Below are 18849 nucleotides of genomic sequence, written 5' to 3'. Positions count from 1 at the left end.
GCGCCGCTCGGTAGAATCGGCTGCGATGACCCCGATCGAGAATCCGACCCCACCCCCCGCCGAGACCGACGTCCCCACCCTGTGGAGCGGCTTCCTCGATGTGCTGCAGATCGTCGGCGGCAAGGCGCTGGTGATCGCGATCATCATCGCCGCGTGCGTGCTCATCGCTCTGGTGCTGCGCGTCGTCATCCGCCGAGTCGTCGCACGGATCGTCGACACCGCGAAGAACAAGGCATCCGTCGACGACACGCAGGCGCTCGAGCGGTCGCCGCTCGCCGATATGCGGCTCGTGCAGCGCACCCGCACACTCGGCACCATCCTGCAGAACATCGTCAACGTGATGCTGGTGATCATCGCCCTGGTGCTCGTGGTCAACGCGATCGACAACGCCCTGCTCGGCTCGTTGACGCTGCTGACCGCCGCCGTGGGCGCGGGTCTCGGTTTCGGGGCGCAGAACATCGTGAAGGACGTGCTGAACGGCATCTTCCTCGTCGCCGAAGACCAGATCGGTATCGGCGACGTCGTCGACCTCGGTCTCGCGACCGGCGTCGTCGAGTACGTGAGCGTGCGCATCACGCAGGTGCGCGACGTCAACGGCACCCTCTGGTACGTGCGCAACGGCGAGGTCACCCGCATCGGAAACATGTCGCAGGGCTGGGCCCGCGCGATCATCGACACCGGCGTTCCGACGGACTCCGACCTCGAGGTCGTGGAGCACGTCATGCTCGAGACGGCCCAGGGTCTCGCGAAAGACCCGAAGTGGCGCACGCGCATCATCGAGAAGCCGGAGCTGTGGGGTCTCGAATCGATCGACGGCGACGCGCTCGTCGTACGGCTGGTGATCAAGACCCGCGCGAACGCGAAGGACGACGTGGCGCAGGAGCTGCGCACGCGACTGCGCACCGCCCTCTCCGAGAAGGAGATCGCGATCCCCCGCATGCAGGCCGTCGTGCCGGTGGGCCTCGACGGGGCGCGCCGGGTGCGCGGCGCCAACCCTCCCCGCACGCGCCCGAACGCCGTCACCGGGGTGCCGCCCGCACCGGAGCGTGGCATCTGGCGCAAGAAGAAGCCCACTCCGGGTGAAGGGAGCCCGACCGCATGACCTTCTACGACGAGGTGGGTGGCAGGGAGACGTTCGCGCGGATCGTCTCGGTGTTCTACCGCGAGGTGGCCCTCGATCCCGTGTTGAAGCCGATGTACCCCGAAGAGAACCTCGGACCGGCCGAGGAGCGGCTTCTGCTCTTCCTCGAGCAGTACTGGGGTGGCCCGACGACCTACGGCGAGACGCGTGGGCATCCGCGTCTGCGCATGCGGCACATGCCGTTCCACGTCGACCCCGATGCACGGGATCGGTGGCTTCGCTGCATGCGGACCGCGGTCGACGAGGCGCAGTTGTCGCCGCTGCACGAATCCACGCTCTGGGACTACCTGGAACGCGCCGCCTATGCCATGGTGAACACGTTCGAGCCGTCCGGCATCGGTGCACGCGCCGACGGACGGCCGACGCTCGAGACCCGCACTCGTCAGGATTCGACGGAGACCCCATGACGCACTCGCCCCTGTCCGCAGACGTCCTCGTCATCGGCTGGGGGCTGGCCGGCCTCGTGGCGGCCGCCGAGGCGGTGGATGCCGGGCGCCGGGTGATCGTGCTCGACCAGGAGCCGCGCACCAACCTGGGCGGGCAGGCGTGGTGGTCGTTCGGGGGCCTCTTCCTCGTCGACTCCCCCGAGCAGCGACGCATGGGCATCCGCGATTCCCTGGACCTCGCGACGCAGGACTGGCTCGGCACGGCCGGTTTCGACCGCCCGGAAGACGCGTGGGCGCGTCGGTGGGCCGAGGGGTACCTGCAGTTCGCGGCCGGCGAGAAGCGGGCGTGGCTCCGCGAACGCGGCGTGCGGTTCTTCCCGGTGGTCGGCTGGGCCGAACGCGGCGGGTACGGCGCGACGGGGCCGGGGAACTCCGTCCCCCGATTCCACATCACCTGGGGCACCGGTCCGGGCATTGTCGCCCCCTTCGCCGCCCGGATCGAGCAGGCCGAGCGCGAGGGGAGGCTCACGGTGCTGCCGCGCCACCGCGTGCGTGAGCTCGCGACGACCGATGGGGTGGTCTCCGGCGCACGCGGCGACATCCTCGCCTCGACGGGCGAGGAACGCGGTGTGGCCTCGTCTCGCGACGTCGTCGGCGACTTCGATGTGCGCGCCTCGGCGGTCATCGTCGCCTCGGGCGGTATCGGCGGCAATCACGACCTCGTGCGCGCCGCGTGGCCCGACCGCCTCGGCGCTCCCCCGTCGCACATGCTCAGCGGAGTCCCCGCGTACGTCGACGGCTCGATGATGCCGATCACCGCCGCGGCCGGTGCACGCCTGGTCAACGGCGACCGCATGTGGCATTACGTCGAGGGCCTCCGCAATTGGGATCCGGTCTGGCCGTCCCACGGCATCCGCATTCTCCCTGGGCCCTCGTCGCTCTGGTTCGACGCCACCGGCGAGCGATTGCCCGTCCCGCTGTTCCCCGGTTTCGACACGCTCGGCACGCTCGAGCACCTCCGTCGCACGGGCCACGACCATTCCTGGTTCGTGACGTCGCGTCGGATCATCGAGAAGGAGTTCGCCCTCTCGGGCAGCGAGCAGAACCCGGATCTGACCGGCAAGGACGTGCGTCTCCTGTTGGCCTCGCGTCTCGCCAAAGGGCCGACGGGACCCGTTCAGTCATTCCTCGACGAGGGGGCCGACTTCCTCGTCGAGAACGACCTCGACACCCTGCTCGACCAGATGAAACGGCATCCGGGCGGGGAGCTGCTCGACATCGAGCGCGTGCGTCGGGAGGTCGTGGCGCGCGACCGGGAGATCGAGAACGACTTCACGAAAGACGCGCAGATCGGGATGCTCCGCTCGATGCGGGGGTATCGCGGCGATCGTCTCATCCGCACCGCGGCGCCACACCGTCTTCAGGACCCGGCCGCCGGACCGTTGGTGGCCGTGCAGCTGCACGTGCTCACCCGGAAGTCACTCGGCGGCATCCAGACCGACCTCGACGGACGGGCGCTCGATGCCAACGGGGCACCCGTCCCCGGGCTGTTCGCGGCCGGCGAGGCCAGCGGTTTCGGCGGGGGTGGCGTGCACGGCTACCGCGCTCTGGAGGGCACGTTCCTCGGCGGCTGTCTCTACTCCGGACGGCAGGCCGGACGCGCCGCCGCACGTTGAGACGCGGATCACCCGCGAGGCCGTAGGGGAACGGTCAGAGCGACCCGGCGCCGGTGCCTGGTCAGAGCGACCCGGCGCCGGTGCCACGAACGGCGGTGAGCCCGGAGGCGACCGGGCCGCGCGCGAGCACGTGCCCGCGACGGAATGCGAGGCGCGTCCAGCGGCCCGAGCGCGTCAGGGGCACCTGCTCCTCCCCCGAGATGAACCCGAGCGCGTCAGCCGCGAACGCGACTCCCCGCGGGAGGCCGGCCAGTTCCTCGTCGGCCTCGCCCCAGATCGCCGCCCGAAGGGCCCGCACCGCTTCCTCGCCCGAGCCGGGTGCGGCGCCGCGCGCGACCGCGGAGATCCCCCACTGCGCCCGCTGGGCGATCGACGATGCGGGGAGCGACCCGACGGGCTCCCAACCTCCGCGCGGCGGTGCGACACCGGCCCACGCCGGAGAGAGCGCGGTCTCCGGCAGACGAAGCGCCCGGGGATCTGTGGTCGCCTCGAGAGCGTCGACCACGAGGTCGCATGCCAGCTCGGGATCGGCGCGCACGATACGCATAGCCAGCACCGTGGGCGTCTGGTCGAACAGGCCGTGCGGAGCAAGCGCCGCGGTCGTCAGCGCGAGGACGCCTCGATCGGCCTGCAGTCGCACCCCCTCGTCGCTCACCCGTCGCGCCCGCCCGACGAAGGTGAGGACGTCTTTCGCGGTCTCCGGATCGGTCAGCAGGAGGTCGTGGGGCACGGGTTCTAGACTACCGACAGGGCCGTCTGCGGCGGTCAGCGAGAGGGAGAGATGAGCACCGAGAACCACGCCGTCCGCACCGTCGAGCAGCTGTTGGAGGTCCTCGATCTCGACTCGACGAGGGCGCGCACGACCGAGGACATCTTCACGGGTTCGTCCCACCCCATGCCGACCGGGCGCATCTACGGCGGTCAGGTGCTCGCTCAGAGCCTCATCGCCGCCGAGCGCACGCTTCCTGAGAACCGACCGGTGCACTCCATGCACGGTTACTTCCTGCGGCCGGGCGACGCCGACCACGGTCTGACGATCGCCGTCGACCGCATCCACGACGGCCGTTCGTTCTCCACACGTCGGTCGCAGGCGTATCAGAACGGCGTTCCGATCTTCTCGATGATCGCCTCCGCGCAGGACGAGGACCACGGTGTGGAGCATGCGGTGGAGCTGCCGGCCGGCATCCCCGAGCCGGAATCGATCGCCCCGGATGAGGACGCGGTGCAGGGCCTCCCGGGCGGGACGATGCGGATGCTCAGCGATCGGGCGGCCGATGTGCGGCACGTCGAGGGGCCGCTCTACCTTCCCGGGGATTCTGCACGCGCCCCGCGCCAGGGGGTCTGGATGCGTATGCGCGCGCCCCTGCCGGACGACCCGCGCCTGCACCGTGCCGCGCTCGCGTACCTCAGCGACATGACCATCCAGGAATCGATCCTGCGGGCGCACGGGCTGTTCTGGGCGCTGCCGGGTCTCAAGGTGGCCAGCCTGGACCACGCGATGTGGTGGCACCGTCCGGCGCGCGTGGATGAATGGCTGCTCTACGTGCAGGAGTCACCGAATGCGCGGGGCGGCCGCGGTCTGGCGACCGGCCGCATCTACACGCGCGAGGGCGAACTCGTCGCGAACGTCGCGCAGGAGATCATGCTCCGCGTGCCCGCAGCGGACTGACGGCCAGCACGCGCCGCTCGGTGAACCGCTCGCGGCGGCGTCGCCGACGCGGATCAGCGATGCGCGTAGACGATCGACGGCCCGAGCAGCGGTTCCCACGCCTCGCGCATCTCGGCGGTGAGGCGCATCGGCCGGCCCGTCCTCGCATCGACGAGCACGATCACCGCCGTCGATCGTGCGTAGACGACCCGCGTCGTGGCTGCGGGGTCGTTGTGCACCTCGTAGCAGACCTCGACGCTCGATCCCCCGAGCTTGCCGAACCACATCTGCACCTCGAGCGGTCGCCGCTGGTAGGGAACGGGCGCAAGATACTCGATCTCCTGGCGAGCGATGAGGGTGAGCGCACCCTCATCGATACCCGAGTCGAGCACGGCTGTATCCGGCGCCTCCTCCCCCGGACCGGGCCGCCAGAACGCGCGCACGCGCGCCTCCTCGAGCAGCTTGAGCATCGAGGTGTTGTTGACGTGGTTGTACGCGTCGAGGTCGCCCCACCGCAGCTGGATCGGGATGTGCAGGCGCCGCCCGCTCACCGTGCTCTCGTCGGACACGGCGTCAGTCGCGGGTGAGCTTGCGGTGCGTCGAGCGGTGGGGCTTGGCGGCGTCGGGACCGAGGCGCTCGATCTTGTTCTGCTCGTACGCCTCGAAGTTGCCCTCGAACCAGTACCACTGGTCGGGCTTCGCGTCCGTGCCCTCGTAGGCGAGGATGTGCGTGGCGATGCGGTCGAGGAACCACCGGTCGTGGGTGATGACCACCGCGCAGCCGGGGAACTCGAGCAGCGCGTTCTCGAGCGAGCTGAGGGTCTCGACGTCGAGGTCGTTGGTGGGCTCGTCGAGGAGCAGCAGGTTACCGCCCTCCTTGAGCGTCAGCGCGAGGTTCAGACGGTTGCGCTCACCACCGGAGAGGACGCCGGCCTTCTTCTGCTGGTCCGGACCCTTGAAGCCGAACTTCGACACGTAGGCACGCGACGGAATCTCGGTCTTGCCGACCGTGATGAAGTCGAGGCCGTCGGACACGACCTCCCACAGCGTCTTGTCGGGGTCGATGTTCGAGCGGGACTGGTCGACGTAGCTGATCTTGACGGTCTCGCCGACTTTGAGGTCGCCGCCGTCGAGCGGCTCGAGGCCCACGATGGTCTTGAACAGCGTGGTCTTTCCCACACCGTTGGGTCCGATGACGCCGACGATGCCGTTCGGCGGCAGGTTGAAGCTCAGCCCGTCGATGAGCGAGCGGCCGTCGAAGCCCTTCTTCAGGTTCTTCGCGTCGATGACGATGCTTCCGAGTCGCGGACCCGCGGGGATCTGGATCTCCTCGAAGTCGAGCTTCCGGGTGCGCTCCGCCTCGGCCGCCATCTCCTCGTAGCGGGCCAGTCGTGCCTTCGACTTCGTCTGGCGGCCCTTGGCGCTCGATCGCACCCACTCGAGCTCGTCCTTCAGGCGCTTCGCGAGCTTCGCGTCCTTCTTGCCCTGGATGTCGAGGCGCTCGGCCTTCTTCTCGAGGTACGTGGAGTAGTTGCCCTCGTAGCCGATCAGGCGGCCGCGGTCGACCTCGGCGATCCACTCGGCGACGTGGTCGAGGAAGTACCGGTCGTGGGTGATGGCGATGACCGCACCCTTGTACGCCTGCAGGTGCTGCTCGAGCCAGAGCACACTCTCGGCGTCGAGGTGGTTGGTGGGCTCGTCGAGGAGCAGCAGATCGGGCTTCTGCAGCAGCAGCTTCGCGAGCGCCACGCGGCGCTTCTCTCCACCCGAGAGGGGTGCGATCGCGGCGTCGGCCGGAGGCGTGCGGAGCGCGTCCATGGCCTGTTCGAGCTGGGAGTCAAGGTCCCACCCGTCGGCCGCGTCGATCTCCTCCTGCAGCGTTCCCATCTCGGCGAGCAGCGAGTCGAAGTCGGCGTCGGGGTCGGCCATCAGCGCGGAGATCTCGTTGAAACGGTCGACCTTGGCCTTGATGGCGATGCCGTCCTGGATGTTCTCGAGCACCGTCTTGGACTCGTCGAGCTCGGGCTCCTGCATGAGGATGCCGACGCTGAATCCGGGAGAGAGCTTGGCCTCACCGTTCGAGGGGGTGTCGAGTCCCGCCATGATCTTGAGGATCGTCGACTTTCCGGCGCCGTTCGGACCGACCATGCCGATCTTCGCGCCCGGGAGGAAGGCCATCGTCACGTCGTCGAGGATGAGCTTCTCGCCCACCGCCTTGCGTGCGCGGACCATCGAGTAGATGTACTCAGCCACCGGGGAACACTCCTTCTGTCGGCGTCGAAGATCGACACCCCAGCCTACCGGCTACCGAGGGGTCACCAGTCGATCGGACGGGTCGCTCCGATCAGGCAGCGCCCCTCGGCGAGCTGCGGCAGCACCTTGGTCACGAGCTGGCCGGTCGACGGCCCCACCTGACCGACGAGGCACTCCGCCTCGCCCCACCGCACCGAGAACTGGATGCTCTCGGCCGGGTTGCCGACGGTCGTCAGGTCGGGCGTGACCTGCATCGCGCCGCGATCGAAGCCGACGCCCACCAGGGCATCGATGTAGGCGCGTCCCTCGTCACGCTGCTCCGAATCCCAGACCGCCTGAGCCGTCTGCGTGAAGAAAGCGAGGTTGTCGGTCGCCGATGCGTCGGGCTGCAGCTGCAGCGGGGCCGCGGGCTCGGTCGAGGCCGTCGGCTCGGGGCTCGGGGTCGCCGTCTCCGTCGGCTCGGGCGTGCACCCGACGAGCAGCACGAGAGCGAGGGCGGAGGCTGCCAATGCCGCGCCCATGCGCGGGGCTGCGGTCGGCGATCGTCGAAGCACGCCCCGAGTCTACGCACGTCCGGGACGCGCCCCGATAGCGCGCGGCGACCCCGGCCCGACGCGCGGATCAGCCGATCGCCGCAGAGATCATCGGCGGTTCGCCGTCGACCTCGGCCCATCGCGTGTCGAGGTCGTCGACCCCCGGCTGCGGGTCAGCCACCGTCTGCGGCGCAAGATCGGCGTCGATGCTCGAGGTCGCTCCAGCCGTCGGCTCGCGGTCCTCGTTCGTGCGGGTCGGATCGGATGATCCCGCCCGGCTGCTCCGCAGGTACGCCGTTGTGCCCCATCGCAGGTCGTGGCCGACCGCCTCCGCATCGATGTCGACGCTCGTCCCCTGCTTGCCGTTGCTCTCCCACGTCCGGATGCGCAACCGCCCCGTGACGATCACGCTGTCGCCCGTACGCAGCGAAGCCTTGGCGTGCTCGCCGAGCTGACGGTAGGCGGCGACGGAATACCAGTTCGTACCCGCATCGACCCATGATCGGGTGGCCTGATCGTACCGGCGGTGCGTGCTCGCCAGCCGGAAGTTCGTGACGGGCACTCCCCCGCCCGTCTGCGCCAGCACCGGGTCGGTGGCCACCTTGCCGATGATCGTCACGGTATCGCTCATGTTGGTTCCCCTCGGGATGCCGAGTCCATCTGCGCTCGGATGGCTCCAGCATCGCCCTCTCCACGCGGGGGCCAACCCGCACCGCACAGCATCCGTGGAGCACGAAGAATGCCCGGTCACGGTGGAGGAAGGGTGGTCCGCCGATCCGCCGCGAATGTCGGTGGCCCCTCGTACGGTCGTCGTGAGAGGAGAACCGATGAACACCACCGCCACGCCCACCGCCGCCATCACCCCGTCCCCCTGGGCCACGCCCCCGATCGCATCAACGCGAGAGCACCTCGTCCGCGCCGCCGACCAGCTCTGGCGCGTGCAGGAGAACGCCTCCGGCAAGGTACTCGGACATCTCCGCACGGCGACCGACCCGATGGGCCTCCGGTACCGTGCCGAGCGCCTGCAACTCTCGACCGGGGCCTTCCGACTGATCGGCGAGTTCTGGCGCGCCGACGACGCCGTCTCGGCGCTGCGCTACTCCTGAGGGGCCGCCGCCGTCCGACTGTTCGGTGGTGCTGATTCTGGTGCCCCCGGCAGGATTCGAACCTGCGACCGGCGGATTAGAAGGCCGCTGCTCTTCCGCTGAGCTACGGAGGCGTATGAGGTCTACCGTACCGCCCCCGAGCGGCGATGTCGGAGCCGTCGATAGGATGACGGCATGGTATCTGCGTCGGAGAACGACCGTCTCGTATGGATCGACTGCGAGATGACGGGACTCGATCTGTCGATCGACGAGCTCGTCGAGATCGCGGTCGTCATCACCGACTTTGAGCTGCAGCCGGTCGACCCCGGCTTCCAGGTGGTGATCCGCCCGAGTGACGCGGCTCGCGAGCACATGAACGACTTCGTCACCAAGATGCACGAGACCTCCGGACTCATCAACGAGCTGGCGCAGGGCATCTCCCTCGAAGAGGCCGAGGAGCAGACACTCGCCTACATCCGCCGCTTCGTGCCCCTCGAACGCAAGGCGCCCCTCGCCGGCAACACCATCGGCACCGACCGCATGTTCCTCGCCAAGTACATGCCGCAGGTCGACCAGTGGCTGCACTACCGCAATGTCGACGTCTCGAGCATCAAGGAACTGTCGCGCCGGTGGTACCCCCGGGTGTTCTTCCAGGCGCCGGCGAAAGATGGCGGCCACCGCGCGCTGGCCGACATCCTCGAGTCGATCCGCGAGCTCCGGTACTACCGCGAGGCGGTGTTCGTCGACCTGCCCGGGCCCTCGAGCGACGACGCGAAGGACATTGCGACACGCACCGTGTCAGAGTTCGCCTCGAACGTGTAATAGAATCGTAGGGTTGCCCGCTGCAGCGGGCGCATGGTGGGTATAGCTCAGTTGGTAGAGCGCCTGGTTGTGGTCCAGGAGGTCGCGGGTTCAAGCCCCGTTACTCACCCCAATCACCGAGGCCCGGATCGTCATTCGATCCGGGCCTCGAACCGTCTCCGGCCCGCCCACTCTAGACTGACCGGGTGTCACTCGCGGTCTGGTTCTCGCTTCTGACGGCCTCCGTGGTGATCAGCTTCACCCCGGGCGCCGGCGCCATCAACACGATGTCCAATGCCCTCAACCAGGGCTGGCGTCGCTCGATCTGGGGCATCGTGGGGCAGCAGGCGGCGCTCATCGTCCATGTGGTGATTGTCGCCGCCGGCGTCGGGCTGCTGGTCTCCCGCTCCGAGTTCCTGTTCACGGCCATCCGCTACGCCGGAGCGGCCTACCTCGTCTTCCTCGGTGTCCGTCTCATCCTGGCCACACCCGTCGCCCCGGCATCCGACCAACCGATCGCACCGGACACCCGCGAGGGGCACTGGTCGATGATCCGTCGCGGCTTTTGGGTCAACCTGCTCAATCCGAAAGCGATCGTCTTCTTCCTCGCGTTCATCCCCCAGTTCATCCGACTGGACCAGCCGCAGGTGCCGCAGTATCTCGTCCTCGTCGCCACCGTCGTCGCGGTCGACGTCGTGGTGATGTGGGGCTTCTTCGCGACCGCCGCACGCCCCTTCCGGCGGTTGACCCGCTCGTCGAGAGGGCAGCGCACGCTCAACGCGATCTTCGGAACGCTTTTCATCGGGGTCGCGGGGCTGCTCGTCCTGCTGCACTGAGCGTCGAGCGCCTAGGCTGTGAGGGATGGAGATGGATGCCGCCCGGTTCGAGGAGATCGTCGTCGACGAACTCGATCAGCTCCCCGATGAGATGGTCGATCGACTCGACAACATCGTCTTCGTCGTCGAGGACCGTCCGGAGGACGGGAGCCTCGACCTGCTGGGCCTCTACGACGGACTCGCTCTGACCGAGCGCACGCAGTACGGGATGGGCGAGCTGCCCGACCGGATCATCGTGTACCGCGAGCCCCATCTGGCGCAGTGCGACACCGAAGACGAGCTGCGCGACGAGATCCACACGACCCTCGTGCACGAGATCGCGCACTTCTACGGCCTCGACGACGCACAGCTGCACGAATTGGGGTGGGCATGAGCACGCCCCTCGCGACTCCCGACATCGCCGAGGAGCTCGACCTCCGCGCCGCCCCGATGGAACCGTGGCAGGTGGTGGTGTGGAACGATCCGGTCAACCTCATGAGCTACGTCGTGCGGGTGTTCCGCACCTACTTTGGTTACTCGCAGGAACGCGCCACCGCCCTCATGCTGGCAGTCCACCACGACGGACACGCCGTCGTCGCAACGGGCCCGCGCGAGACGATGGAGGTGCACGCTGGCGCGATGCACGACTACGGCCTGTGGGCCACGGTGCGGCGGGGTTCGGATGAGTGACGGCATCCACCTCGAACTCGTGCGCCTGGAAGGCGCCCGGCTGCTCGACCTGGTCGAGCAGCTGCAGACGATCGTGCGGGACTCCGAGGCCGACGATCCCGCTCTCGACCGGCTGACCCCGACGCCCTACCCCGACGACGAGACGGCCGCCCGCGACTTTAACGAGACCACGCGGCACGACCTCCTCGACGCCCGGGTACGCGATGCGACGATCGTGATCGACGCACTCCTGCCGTTCCGCGCGTTCGATGAGGTGAGCGAGGAGGAGGGACTGGCGTCGACCGTCGTGGACATCCCCCTCGCGCACATCGATGCGTGGATGCGCACGCTCAATGCGCTACGCCTCGTCCTCGCCTCGCGGCTCGGCATCTCGGACGACGACTCCCACGACGGTGATGACCCGCGGTTCGGTGTCTACGACTGGCTCGGCTACCGCCTCGAGACGATCATCGTCGCTGCCGACGCCGTGCTCTGACCCATCGCGATCAGGGTATGCCGACGATGCGCGTGGCGGCGGATCGAGGGTCGTCCCGCTCGATGTGCCGAGCTTCCTGCGCGGCCCACCGCTCCCAGTGCGGGCGATAGGTCTCGCCGTCGCGATCCAGCGCACGCCGCCGTCTCACCGGCTCCGGCGCCTCGACCCACACCCGCACGTCGGCGAGACGCGCGGTCGCGGCCGTGAGGACACCGCTGCCCTCGATGATCATCCCGAGCGCGGGGTCGACGGCGTGACTCTCGGCCTCCTCGCCCGCTGTCCAATCCCATCGGCGCCAGGTGCCGATCAGCCCTCGTCCGTGCGGGCGGAGGATCCACTCCTCGGCGCGGCGGACGCCATCGTCGAGGCCGTCCCACCCCGGGTACAGCGAATCCAGGGCGACGACCTGCACGCGACCCGCGAGCGGCCACCGATCGGCGATGCGGGCTGCGAGCGAGGACTTTCCCGCCCCGCTGCGACCGTCGATGAGGACGACCGGGTTGGCGACCGACAGCGCGCGGATGTCCTCGATCACCTGCGTCGCCGCGGCGTCCAGTGCCGCGGCGACGGGATCGTCACTTCTTGAGCGCACGGATGATGCGCGACAGCGCCCGGCCCGCGACCCACACGAAGGGCACGCCGACCGCGAGCAGGGTGACGATGTTGGGTTCGAAGCGCAGACCCTCCTCGCGACGCACGTACACGCCGACCGGAATGGAGACGCCGCCTCCGCCGCCGCCCTCGGCCCCGTCGCCGCCGCTCGCCCCGCCGAAACCGGCGTAGGTGAGAGCCACCGGGGTGATGCTGACGCCGTCGACGTCCTGCGGCTCGCCGTACGCGCTCTTCACGCCGAGCGAGACGACCTGCTGACCGAGTTCCACTGCGATGTTGGGCATGGGACCACGCTAGCCGACTCGTCGATCGGGCGGGCGCTCAATCGAGACCGTGCGCCTGCGGATGCTGGGGAGCGCCCCGCCCTGGTCCGCGTCCGAGGTGGCGCGCTCGGGTGATGGTCGCGCTGCCGAACCTCGCCACCGCGTCATCGACGGCACCCTCCACCCGCCGCCAGTCCTCGTCGTCGTCCCACAGGGCGATCCCTCCCCCGCCGGCCGGACGCAGCTTTTCGGCCCTGACGCCCACCAGACGCACCGGATCGCGTCGCTCGATCTGCTCGAAGAGCGCCTGCGCCGCCTCCCCGATCCGCTGACCGACCGCCGTGGGTTCAGCGAGCGTCTGCGATCGGGTGAGCGTGCGGAAGTCATCGAAGCGGATCTTGATCGAGATGGTCGCCGTCTCCGACTCCGCACGGCGGAGCCGCGCCGCTACCCGATCGGCGAGGCGGAGCAGTTCCGAACGCAGGAAGGTGCGGTCGAGGATGTCGTGGTCGAACGTCTCTTCGTGCCCGACGCTCTTCTCCAGACGCTCCGTCTCCACGGAGCGGGCGTCTTCGCCCCGGGCGAGCTGTGCGAGCCGGGAACTTAGCGCGGGACCGACGGCACGGTCGAGCATCTCCTTCGAGGACTCGCGGATGTCGCGGATCGTGCGGATGCCCCGCGCTTCGAGCGCCTCCGCCGCCTTCGGACCGACCCCCCACATCGCTCGCACGGGGCGCGGAGAGAGGAACTCGAGGGTGCGCACGGCCGGGACGACGAGCATGCCGTCTGGCTTCGCGATGGTCGACGCCATCTTCGCGACGTGCTTGGTGGCGGCGACGCCGACGCTGCAGCTGATGCCGACCTCGTCCTGCACGCGCTCGCGGATGAGCTGCGCGACCTGGCCCGGGCTGCCCCAGAGCCGGCGCACCCCTTGCACATCGAGGAAGGCCTCGTCGACGGACAGCGGCTCGACCAGCGGCGTGATCGACTCGAAGATCGTCATGACCTGCCGCGACACCTCGTGATAGCGGTGGAAGTGCGGCATGACGATGCGCGCCGTCGGGCACAACCGCATCGCGTGGGCGACCGGCATCGCCGAACGCACTCCGTAGCGACGCGCCTCGTACGACGCGCTCGACACCACCGACCGCCCGTCGGGAGACCCGATGATGATCGGCAGGCCCGAGAGGCTCGGATCGTCGAGCACCTCGACCGAGGCATAGAAGGCGTCCATGTCGACATGGAGGATGCGCGTGCCCGTGTCGTCGGCACCCGCCGCCGACACGATGCGTCCGCTACCGTCTCCGTGCCCCATGGAACCATTCTCCCTCGGGCCACCGACAGCGGCCCGAGGGAGATCTTCTCGGCTTACTGCGCGGCGCGTTCCAGGATCAGCTCGCGCACGCGCGCCGCATCCGCCTGGCCCTTCATCGCCTTCATCACGGCCCCGATCACCGCACCGGCGACCTGCACCTTGCCGTCCTTGATCTTGGCGAGCACATCGGGCTGGGCCGCGAACGCGTCGTCGATCGCGGCGATGAGCGCGCCATCGTCCGAGACGACCGCGAGCCCGCGTGCATCGACGACCTCCTGGGGGGTCCCCTCGCCGGCGATCACGCCCTCGAGCACCTGACGGGCCAGCTTGTCGGTGAGCGTTCCCTCGTCGACGAGCTTCTGCAGCGCGGCGACGTTCTCGGGGCTGATCAGGTCGGCGGCGTCCTTCTCCTGCGCGTTCGCGAGGCGGGCGATCTCGCCCGTCCACCACTTGCGCGCCGCGGCCGGCGCGGCGCCCGCGGCGATCGTCGCCTCGACCTGGTCGAGGATCCCGCCGTTGCGGACGTCCTGGAACTCCAGGTCGGTGAACCCCCACTCGTTCATGAGCCGGCGCCGACGGGCGACGGGCTGCTCGGGGAGGGCGGCTCGCAGCTCCTCGATCAGCTCGCGTGCGGGCTGCACGGGCAGCAGGTCGGGTTCGGGGAAGTAGCGGTAGTCGTCGGCATCCGACTTCGGGCGGCCGGGAGACGTCGTGCCGGTGTCCTCGTGCCAGTGACGCGTCTCCTGCACGATCGTGCCCCCGTCGGCGAGGATCTGCGCCTGCCGCTGGATCTCGTAGCGCACGGCGCGCTCCACCGAGCGCATCGAGTTGACGTTCTTGGTCTCGGTGCGCGTGCCCAGCTTTTCGACACCGCGAGGACGGAGGGAGACGTTCGCGTCGCACCGCAGGTTGCCGCGCTCCAGGCGCGCCTCGGAGATTCCCAGCCCACGCACGATGTCGCGGATCGCCGCCACGTACGCCTTGGCGACCTCGGGAGCGCGGTGCTCCGTGCCGAAGATCGTCTTCGTGACGATCTCGACGAGCGGGACGCCGGCGCGGTTGTAGTCGACCAGCGAGTACTCGGCGCCCTGGATGCGTCCGGTCGCACCCCCCATGTGGGTGAGCTTGCCGGCGTCCTCCTCCATGTGCGCGCGCTCGATCGGGATGGTGATGAGCGTGCCGTCCTCAAGTTCGACCTCGACCGACCCCTCGAAGGCGATCGGCTCGTCGTACTGGGAGATCTGGTAGTTCTTGCCCAGGTCGGGGTAGAAGTAGTTCTTGCGAGCGAACCGGCTAGAGTCCGCGATCGAGCAGCCGAGGGCGAGGCCCAGGCTGATCGACGAGCGCACGGCGGTCTCGTTCACGACCGGCAGCGAACCGGGGAGCCCCAGGTCGACCGGTGCGATGAGCGTGTTGGGCTCGGCGGCGTGGAACGCCTCGTTCGCCGGGTTCGGCGCATCGGAGAACATCTTCGTGTTCGTGTTGAGCTCGACGTGCACCTCGAACCCGAGCACCGGCTCGAAGAGTTCGAGGGCCTTGTCGAAGTCCATCAGCTTGGCGGCGGCCATCAGCGGTTCCCTCCTGAGAGCTGCGGTGCACGGCTGAGCAGCGGCGCACCCCACGAGTCGACGAGCAGCGTCTCGAGCGCCGCGCCGACGCGGTACAGACGCGCGTCCTCACGGGCGGGAGCGAGGAACTGGATGCCCACGGGCAGACCGTCCTCGTGCGAGAGGCCGCTGGGGATGGAGATCCCCGGCACACCCGCGAGGTTCGCGGGGATCGTCGTGAAGTCGTTCAGATACATCTGCAGCGGATCGTCGATCTTCTCGCCCAGCTTGAACGCCGTCGTCGGTGCAGAGGGGGTCGCGATCACGTCGACGTCGGCGAACGCGGCGGCGAAATCCTGCTGGATCAGCGTGCGCACCTTCTGCGCACTGCCGTAGTAGGCGTCGTAGTAGCCCGCCGAGAGCGCGTAGGTACCCAGGATGATGCGGCGCTTCACCTCGTCGCCGAAGCCGGCGTCGCGGGTCGCCGACATGACGTCCTCGACCGTGGGGTTGCCGTCGGGAGTGACCCGCAGACCGAACCGCACGGAATCGAACTTCGCGAGGTTGCTGGACGCCTCGGCGGGGAGGATCAGGTAGTAGGCGGCGACGCCGTACTCGAAGTGCGGCGCACCGATCTCGACGAGTTCGGCGCCCTGCGCCTCCATGAGCGCGAGCGCGCTGCGGAACGAGGCGGCGACGCCGGGCTGGAAGCCGCTGTCGGGGAGCTCGCGGATGACACCGACGCGCAGGCCCTTCAGCACGTCGCCCCTGGCGCCCTCGCGCGCCGCGTCGGCGAACGACGGCCAGGCGTCGGTGAGCGAGGTGGAGTCCTTCGGGTCGTGCCCGCCGACCGCATCATGGAGCAGCCCGGAGTCGAGCACCGTGCGCGACACCGGCCCGACCTGGTCGAGGCTCGACGCCAGCGCGATCGCCCCGTAGCGGCTCACGCCGCCGTAGGTCGGCTTCACACCGACCGTGCCGGTGACGTGCGCCGGCTGGCGGATCGACCCGCCGGTGTCGGATCCCAGCGCGAGCGGCGCCTCGAAGGCGGCGACGGCCGCGGCGGACCCGCCGCCCGAGCCGCCCGGGATGCGATCCAGGTCCCACGGGTTGCGCGTGGGGCCGTAGGCCGAGTGCTCGGTGGACGAGCCCATCGCGAACTCGTCCATGTTCGTCTTGCCGAGCGGAACCATGCCCGCAGCACGAGAGCGCGCGACCACCGTCGCGTCGTACGGCGACCGGTAACCCTCGAGGATGCGCGAACCGCTCGTCGTGGGCTGGTCGGTCGTGACGAGCACGTCCTTGATGGCGAGAGGGACACCGGCGAGCGGACCCATGTCGTCCCCCGCGGCACGGCGCGCGTCGATCTCGGCGGCCGCCGCGAGCGCTCCCTCGTTCACGTGGAGGAAAGCGTGCACGTCGCCGTCGACGGCGGCGATGCGGTCGAGGTGGGCCTGCGTCGCTTCGACGCTGGAGACCTCGCGGGAGGCCAGCTGGGCTGCGAGCTCCGCGGCGTCGAGGCGGATGATGTCGCTCACTGCTCCTCCCCCAGGATCGCGGTCACACGGAAGCGGCCGTCGGCGGCGTCCGGGGCGTTCTGCAGCACCTGCTCGTGCGTGAGCGTCTCGCCCACCGTGTCGGCGCGGAAGACGTTGCTCAGCGGGATCGGGTGGCTCGTGGCCGCCACGTCGGCGGTGGCCACCTCCGAGACCTTCGCGATGTTGTCGACGATCGCGTCGAGCTGGCCGGTGAGCCGCGACACCTCGTCGTCGTTCAACTGGATGCGTGCGAGCACACCGAGATGGCGCACGAGTTCGGGGGTGATTTCAGACACGCCTTCCAGTCTACTCAGCGGCTCCCGCACCACCGGCCGGGTGGAGCCGACGGCGCCGCCTATGCTGGGGCACGTGAGCACGTTCCAGCCTCCTCGCCCGTGGGTCGCCAGCTACGCGCAGGACGTCCCGTCCGACCTCTCCCCGGTCACCGGTTCCCTCGTCGACATCGTCGCCGAGTCGGTGCGGGACTATCCGGATGCCCCCGCGCTGCAGTTCTTCGGACGCGAGACCACCTACGCCGAGCTGCAGGACCAGATCGATCGGGTGGCGAACGGTCTGCGAGAGCGCGGGGTGCGCGCCGGTGACCCGGTGGCCATCGTGCTGCCCAACTGCCCCCAGCACATCGTGGCCTTCTACGCGGTGCTGCGCCTGGGTGCGGTGGTCGTCGAGCACAACCCGCTCTACACCGCGCGCGAGCTGCGCAAGCAGTTCGAGGATCACGGCGCGAAGCACGCGATCGTGTGGAACAAGGTCGTGGCCACGGTGCAGGCGTTTCCCGCCGATCTCGCAGTGTCGACACTCGTGTCGGTGGACGTCACGACCGCGATGCCCCTGCTCACCCGCATGGCATTGCGGCTGCCGGTGGCGAAGGCCCGCGAATCGCGCGATGCGTTGACCGCCAAGGTCCGGGGCACGGTCACGTGGGACTCCCTGATCGGGCAGCCGCCGCTGCCCGCATCCCATCCGCTGCCGACCACCGATGATCTCGCGATCATCCAGTACACCTCCGGCACCACCGGCACCCCCAAGGGTGCCGCGCTCACGCATCGCAACCTGCTCGCCAACGCCGCGCAGGCGAAGGCGTGGGTTCCGTCGATCCGGCGCGGAGAGGGATGCGTGGTCTACGCCGTGCTCCCGATGTTCCACGCCTACGGGCTGACCCTGTGCCTGACCTTCGCAATGTCGATGGGGGCTCGTCTCGTCCTGTTCCCCAAGTTCGACCCGGACCTCGTCCTCGCCGCCATGAAGAAGCATCCGGCGACCTTCCTCCCCCTCGTCCCGCCCATCGCCGACAGGCTCCTGAGCGCCGCGAACGCGAAGGGCGTCTCGCTCGCCGGCATCGAGGTCGCGATCTCCGGGGCGATGGCGCTGCCGCACGAACTCGTCGTGCCCTTCGAGAAGGCGACGGGCGGCTATCTCGTCGAGGGCTACGGACTGAGCGAGTGCTCGCCGGTTCTCATGGCGAACCCGGTGGCCGACCACCGCGTGCCCGGCACCGTCGGACTTCCCCTCCCGGGGACGGAATGCCGCGTGGTCGATCCCGATGATCCGACCGAGGACGTTGCAGCGGGGTCACCCGGGGAACTCCTCGTGCGAGGTCCGCAGGTGTTCTCGGGGTACTACGGCAAGCCGGAGGAGACCGAGGCGGTGTTCGTCGACGGCTGGTTCCGCACCGGCGACATCGTCACGATCGACGACGCCGGATTCGTGCGCATCGTCGACCGCATCAAAGAGCTCATCATCACCGGCGGCTTCAACGTCGCGCCGACCGAGGTCGAGAACGCCCTGCGACAGCATCCGAAGGTCGTCGACGCGGCGGTCGTCGGGCTGCAGAGCGCGCACTCCGGCGAGGAGGTCGTCGCCGCGATCGTCGTCGACGGCGACGAGATCGACGTCGAGGCGATCCGCGAGTTCGTGCGCGGCATCCTCACGCCCTACAAGGTGCCCCGACGGCTGTTCGTCGTGGACGAGCTCCCGAAGTCGCTGATCGGCAAGGTGCTGCGCCGCCAGGTGAAGGAGCGGCTGGTCGCCCTGACCACCGGTTCCTGAGCGA

The 18849-nt window shown here is 69.3% G+C and carries 22 protein-coding genes and 2 tRNA genes; 12 read left to right on the top strand and 12 right to left on the bottom strand.

The window, feature by feature from the left end; translation table 11 throughout:
- Positions 1-25: 25 nt before the first annotated feature.
- The 3 genes from RWS82_RS04455 to RWS82_RS04445 are packed head-to-tail and all read left to right on the top strand — an operon-like array spanning position 26 to position 3203.
- Positions 26-1102, top strand: coding sequence for a mechanosensitive ion channel domain-containing protein (locus tag RWS82_RS04455; protein WP_314647312.1), 1077 nt, complete (start codon positions 26-28; stop codon positions 1100-1102).
- On the top strand, positions 1099-1548 hold the full coding sequence (locus RWS82_RS04450; RefSeq protein ID WP_314647311.1) for a globin: 450 nt from the start codon (positions 1099-1101) through the stop codon (positions 1546-1548). Before RWS82_RS04455 ends, RWS82_RS04450 begins: the two co-directional genes overlap by 4 nt.
- On the top strand, positions 1545-3203 hold the full coding sequence (locus tag RWS82_RS04445) for an FAD-binding dehydrogenase (protein WP_314647310.1): 1659 nt from the start codon (positions 1545-1547) through the stop codon (positions 3201-3203). The genes RWS82_RS04450 and RWS82_RS04445 overlap by 4 nt, the downstream gene beginning before the upstream one ends.
- 61 nt (positions 3204-3264) lie before the next feature.
- Here RWS82_RS04445 and RWS82_RS04440 read toward each other — a convergent pair whose 3' ends face one another.
- Positions 3265-3933: a hypothetical protein gene (locus RWS82_RS04440; protein ID WP_314647309.1), complete on the bottom strand. Its 669-nt coding sequence runs from the start codon at positions 3931-3933 to the stop codon at positions 3265-3267.
- A gap of 51 nt (positions 3934-3984) precedes the next feature.
- On the opposite strand from RWS82_RS04440, the gene RWS82_RS04435 reads away from it, so the two are divergent.
- Positions 3985-4872, top strand: a complete 888-nt coding sequence (locus tag RWS82_RS04435; protein WP_314647307.1) for an acyl-CoA thioesterase II — start codon at positions 3985-3987, stop codon at positions 4870-4872.
- Positions 4873-4925: 53 nt separating this feature from the next.
- Here the strand turns inward: RWS82_RS04435 and RWS82_RS04430 are convergent, their stop codons facing one another.
- From RWS82_RS04430 to RWS82_RS04415, 4 genes are all read right to left on the bottom strand, one after another.
- Positions 4926-5420: a thioesterase family protein gene (locus tag RWS82_RS04430; RefSeq protein ID WP_314647306.1), complete on the bottom strand. Its 495-nt coding sequence runs from the start codon at positions 5418-5420 to the stop codon at positions 4926-4928.
- Between the two features lie 4 nt (positions 5421-5424).
- Entirely contained in the window at positions 5425-7104 is a 1680-nt protein-coding gene (gene ettA / locus RWS82_RS04425; RefSeq protein WP_314647305.1) for an energy-dependent translational throttle protein EttA, read from the bottom strand.
- A 62-nt stretch (positions 7105-7166) separates the two neighbouring features.
- Positions 7167-7658 (bottom strand): DUF6993 domain-containing protein, encoded by a 492-nt coding sequence (locus tag RWS82_RS04420; protein WP_314647304.1) that lies wholly within the window; start codon positions 7656-7658, stop codon positions 7167-7169.
- 67 nt (positions 7659-7725) lie between these two features.
- Positions 7726-8268 (bottom strand): single-stranded DNA-binding protein, encoded by a 543-nt coding sequence (locus RWS82_RS04415; protein ID WP_314647303.1) that lies wholly within the window; start codon positions 8266-8268, stop codon positions 7726-7728.
- Positions 8269-8464: 196 nt separating this feature from the next.
- Between RWS82_RS04415 and RWS82_RS04410 the strand changes: the two genes are divergently transcribed.
- A complete protein-coding gene (locus RWS82_RS04410) occupies positions 8465-8743 on the top strand; it encodes a hypothetical protein (protein ID WP_314647301.1) in 279 nt (92 codons plus the stop codon).
- 38 nt (positions 8744-8781) lie between these two features.
- Here RWS82_RS04410 and RWS82_RS04405 read toward each other — a convergent pair.
- Positions 8782-8856: transfer RNA gene (locus RWS82_RS04405), tRNA-Arg, on the bottom strand.
- 61 nt (positions 8857-8917) lie between these two features.
- Here RWS82_RS04405 and orn point away from each other — a divergent pair.
- The 6 genes from orn to RWS82_RS04375 all read left to right on the top strand — a co-directional run bounded on the left by orn (position 8918) and on the right by RWS82_RS04375 (position 11503).
- Positions 8918-9544: an oligoribonuclease gene (gene orn / locus RWS82_RS04400; RefSeq protein WP_314647299.1), complete on the top strand. Its 627-nt coding sequence runs from the start codon at positions 8918-8920 to the stop codon at positions 9542-9544.
- 36 nt (positions 9545-9580) lie between these two features.
- Positions 9581-9656, top strand: a tRNA-His gene (locus tag RWS82_RS04395).
- Between the two features lie 73 nt (positions 9657-9729).
- The gene (locus RWS82_RS04390; RefSeq protein WP_314647298.1) at positions 9730-10359 is read left to right on the top strand and encodes a LysE family transporter; all 630 of its coding nucleotides are present in this window, start codon (positions 9730-9732) and stop codon (positions 10357-10359) included.
- 25 nt (positions 10360-10384) lie between these two features.
- Positions 10385-10732: a metallopeptidase family protein gene (locus tag RWS82_RS04385; RefSeq protein WP_314647296.1), complete on the top strand. Its 348-nt coding sequence runs from the start codon at positions 10385-10387 to the stop codon at positions 10730-10732.
- On the top strand, positions 10729-11028 hold the full coding sequence (gene clpS, locus RWS82_RS04380; protein ID WP_314647294.1) for an ATP-dependent Clp protease adapter ClpS: 300 nt from the start codon (positions 10729-10731) through the stop codon (positions 11026-11028). Before RWS82_RS04385 ends, clpS begins: the two co-directional genes overlap by 4 nt.
- Positions 11021-11503, top strand: a complete 483-nt coding sequence (locus RWS82_RS04375) for a DUF2017 family protein (RefSeq protein WP_314647292.1) — start codon at positions 11021-11023, stop codon at positions 11501-11503. Before clpS ends, RWS82_RS04375 begins: the two co-directional genes overlap by 8 nt.
- Positions 11504-11513: 10 nt before the next feature.
- Here RWS82_RS04375 and RWS82_RS04370 read toward each other — a convergent pair whose 3' ends face one another.
- The 6 genes from RWS82_RS04370 to gatC are packed head-to-tail and all read right to left on the bottom strand — an operon-like array spanning position 11514 to position 17074.
- Positions 11514-12095, bottom strand: a complete 582-nt coding sequence (locus RWS82_RS04370) for a hypothetical protein (RefSeq protein WP_314647291.1) — start codon at positions 12093-12095, stop codon at positions 11514-11516.
- Complete coding sequence (locus tag RWS82_RS04365; protein ID WP_314647290.1) at positions 12079-12399, bottom strand: hypothetical protein; 321 nt, start codon at positions 12397-12399, stop codon at positions 12079-12081. Before RWS82_RS04365 ends, RWS82_RS04370 begins: the two co-directional genes overlap by 17 nt.
- 37 nt (positions 12400-12436) lie before the next feature.
- The gene (dinB, locus tag RWS82_RS04360; protein WP_314647288.1) at positions 12437-13693 is read right to left on the bottom strand and encodes a DNA polymerase IV; all 1257 of its coding nucleotides are present in this window, start codon (positions 13691-13693) and stop codon (positions 12437-12439) included.
- A gap of 53 nt (positions 13694-13746) precedes the next feature.
- Positions 13747-15261, bottom strand: coding sequence for an Asp-tRNA(Asn)/Glu-tRNA(Gln) amidotransferase subunit GatB (gene gatB / locus RWS82_RS04355; protein ID WP_314647287.1), 1515 nt, complete (start codon positions 15259-15261; stop codon positions 13747-13749).
- Entirely contained in the window at positions 15261-16778 is a 1518-nt protein-coding gene (gene gatA, locus RWS82_RS04350) for an Asp-tRNA(Asn)/Glu-tRNA(Gln) amidotransferase subunit GatA (RefSeq protein WP_314647286.1), read from the bottom strand. The genes gatB and gatA overlap by 1 nt, the downstream gene beginning before the upstream one ends.
- Complete coding sequence (gene gatC, locus RWS82_RS04345; RefSeq protein WP_314647285.1) at positions 16775-17074, bottom strand: Asp-tRNA(Asn)/Glu-tRNA(Gln) amidotransferase subunit GatC; 300 nt, start codon at positions 17072-17074, stop codon at positions 16775-16777. The genes gatA and gatC overlap by 4 nt, the downstream gene beginning before the upstream one ends.
- A 73-nt stretch (positions 17075-17147) precedes the next feature.
- Between gatC and RWS82_RS04340 the strand changes: the two genes are divergently transcribed.
- The gene (locus RWS82_RS04340) at positions 17148-18845 is read left to right on the top strand and encodes a long-chain-fatty-acid--CoA ligase (RefSeq protein WP_314647284.1); all 1698 of its coding nucleotides are present in this window, start codon (positions 17148-17150) and stop codon (positions 18843-18845) included.
- Positions 18846-18849: the final 4 nt, after the last annotated feature.

Source organism: uncultured Microbacterium sp. (assembly GCF_963528945.1).
Classification (GTDB): domain Bacteria; phylum Actinomycetota; class Actinomycetes; order Actinomycetales; family Microbacteriaceae; genus Microbacterium.
The sequence above is the reverse complement of the archived record's forward strand: the minus strand, read 5'-3'. Positions and strand labels throughout refer to the sequence as shown.

What these genes read in the sequence shown, in the direction of transcription:
- RWS82_RS04455 (WP_314647312.1), top strand. Translation starts at nt 26, where the DNA reads ATGACCCCGATCGAGAATCCGACCCCACCCCCCGCCGAGACCGACGTC.
- RWS82_RS04450 (WP_314647311.1), top strand. Translation starts at nt 1,099, where the DNA reads ATGACCTTCTACGACGAGGTGGGTGGCAGGGAGACGTTCGCGCGGATC.
- RWS82_RS04445 (WP_314647310.1), top strand. Translation starts at nt 1,545, where the DNA reads ATGACGCACTCGCCCCTGTCCGCAGACGTCCTCGTCATCGGCTGGGGG.
- RWS82_RS04435 (WP_314647307.1), top strand. Translation starts at nt 3,985, where the DNA reads ATGAGCACCGAGAACCACGCCGTCCGCACCGTCGAGCAGCTGTTGGAG.
- RWS82_RS04415 (WP_314647303.1), bottom strand. Translation starts at nt 8,268, where the DNA reads ATGAGCGATACCGTGACGATCATCGGCAAGGTGGCCACCGACCCGGTG.
- RWS82_RS04410 (WP_314647301.1), top strand. Translation starts at nt 8,465, where the DNA reads ATGAACACCACCGCCACGCCCACCGCCGCCATCACCCCGTCCCCCTGG.
- orn (WP_314647299.1), top strand. Translation starts at nt 8,918, where the DNA reads ATGGTATCTGCGTCGGAGAACGACCGTCTCGTATGGATCGACTGCGAG.
- RWS82_RS04385 (WP_314647296.1), top strand. Translation starts at nt 10,385, where the DNA reads ATGGAGATGGATGCCGCCCGGTTCGAGGAGATCGTCGTCGACGAACTC.
- clpS (WP_314647294.1), top strand. Translation starts at nt 10,729, where the DNA reads ATGAGCACGCCCCTCGCGACTCCCGACATCGCCGAGGAGCTCGACCTC.
- RWS82_RS04375 (WP_314647292.1), top strand. Translation starts at nt 11,021, where the DNA reads ATGAGTGACGGCATCCACCTCGAACTCGTGCGCCTGGAAGGCGCCCGG.
- RWS82_RS04365 (WP_314647290.1), bottom strand. Translation starts at nt 12,399, where the DNA reads ATGCCCAACATCGCAGTGGAACTCGGTCAGCAGGTCGTCTCGCTCGGC.
- dinB (WP_314647288.1), bottom strand. Translation starts at nt 13,693, where the DNA reads ATGGGGCACGGAGACGGTAGCGGACGCATCGTGTCGGCGGCGGGTGCC.
- gatB (WP_314647287.1), bottom strand. Translation starts at nt 15,261, where the DNA reads ATGGCCGCCGCCAAGCTGATGGACTTCGACAAGGCCCTCGAACTCTTC.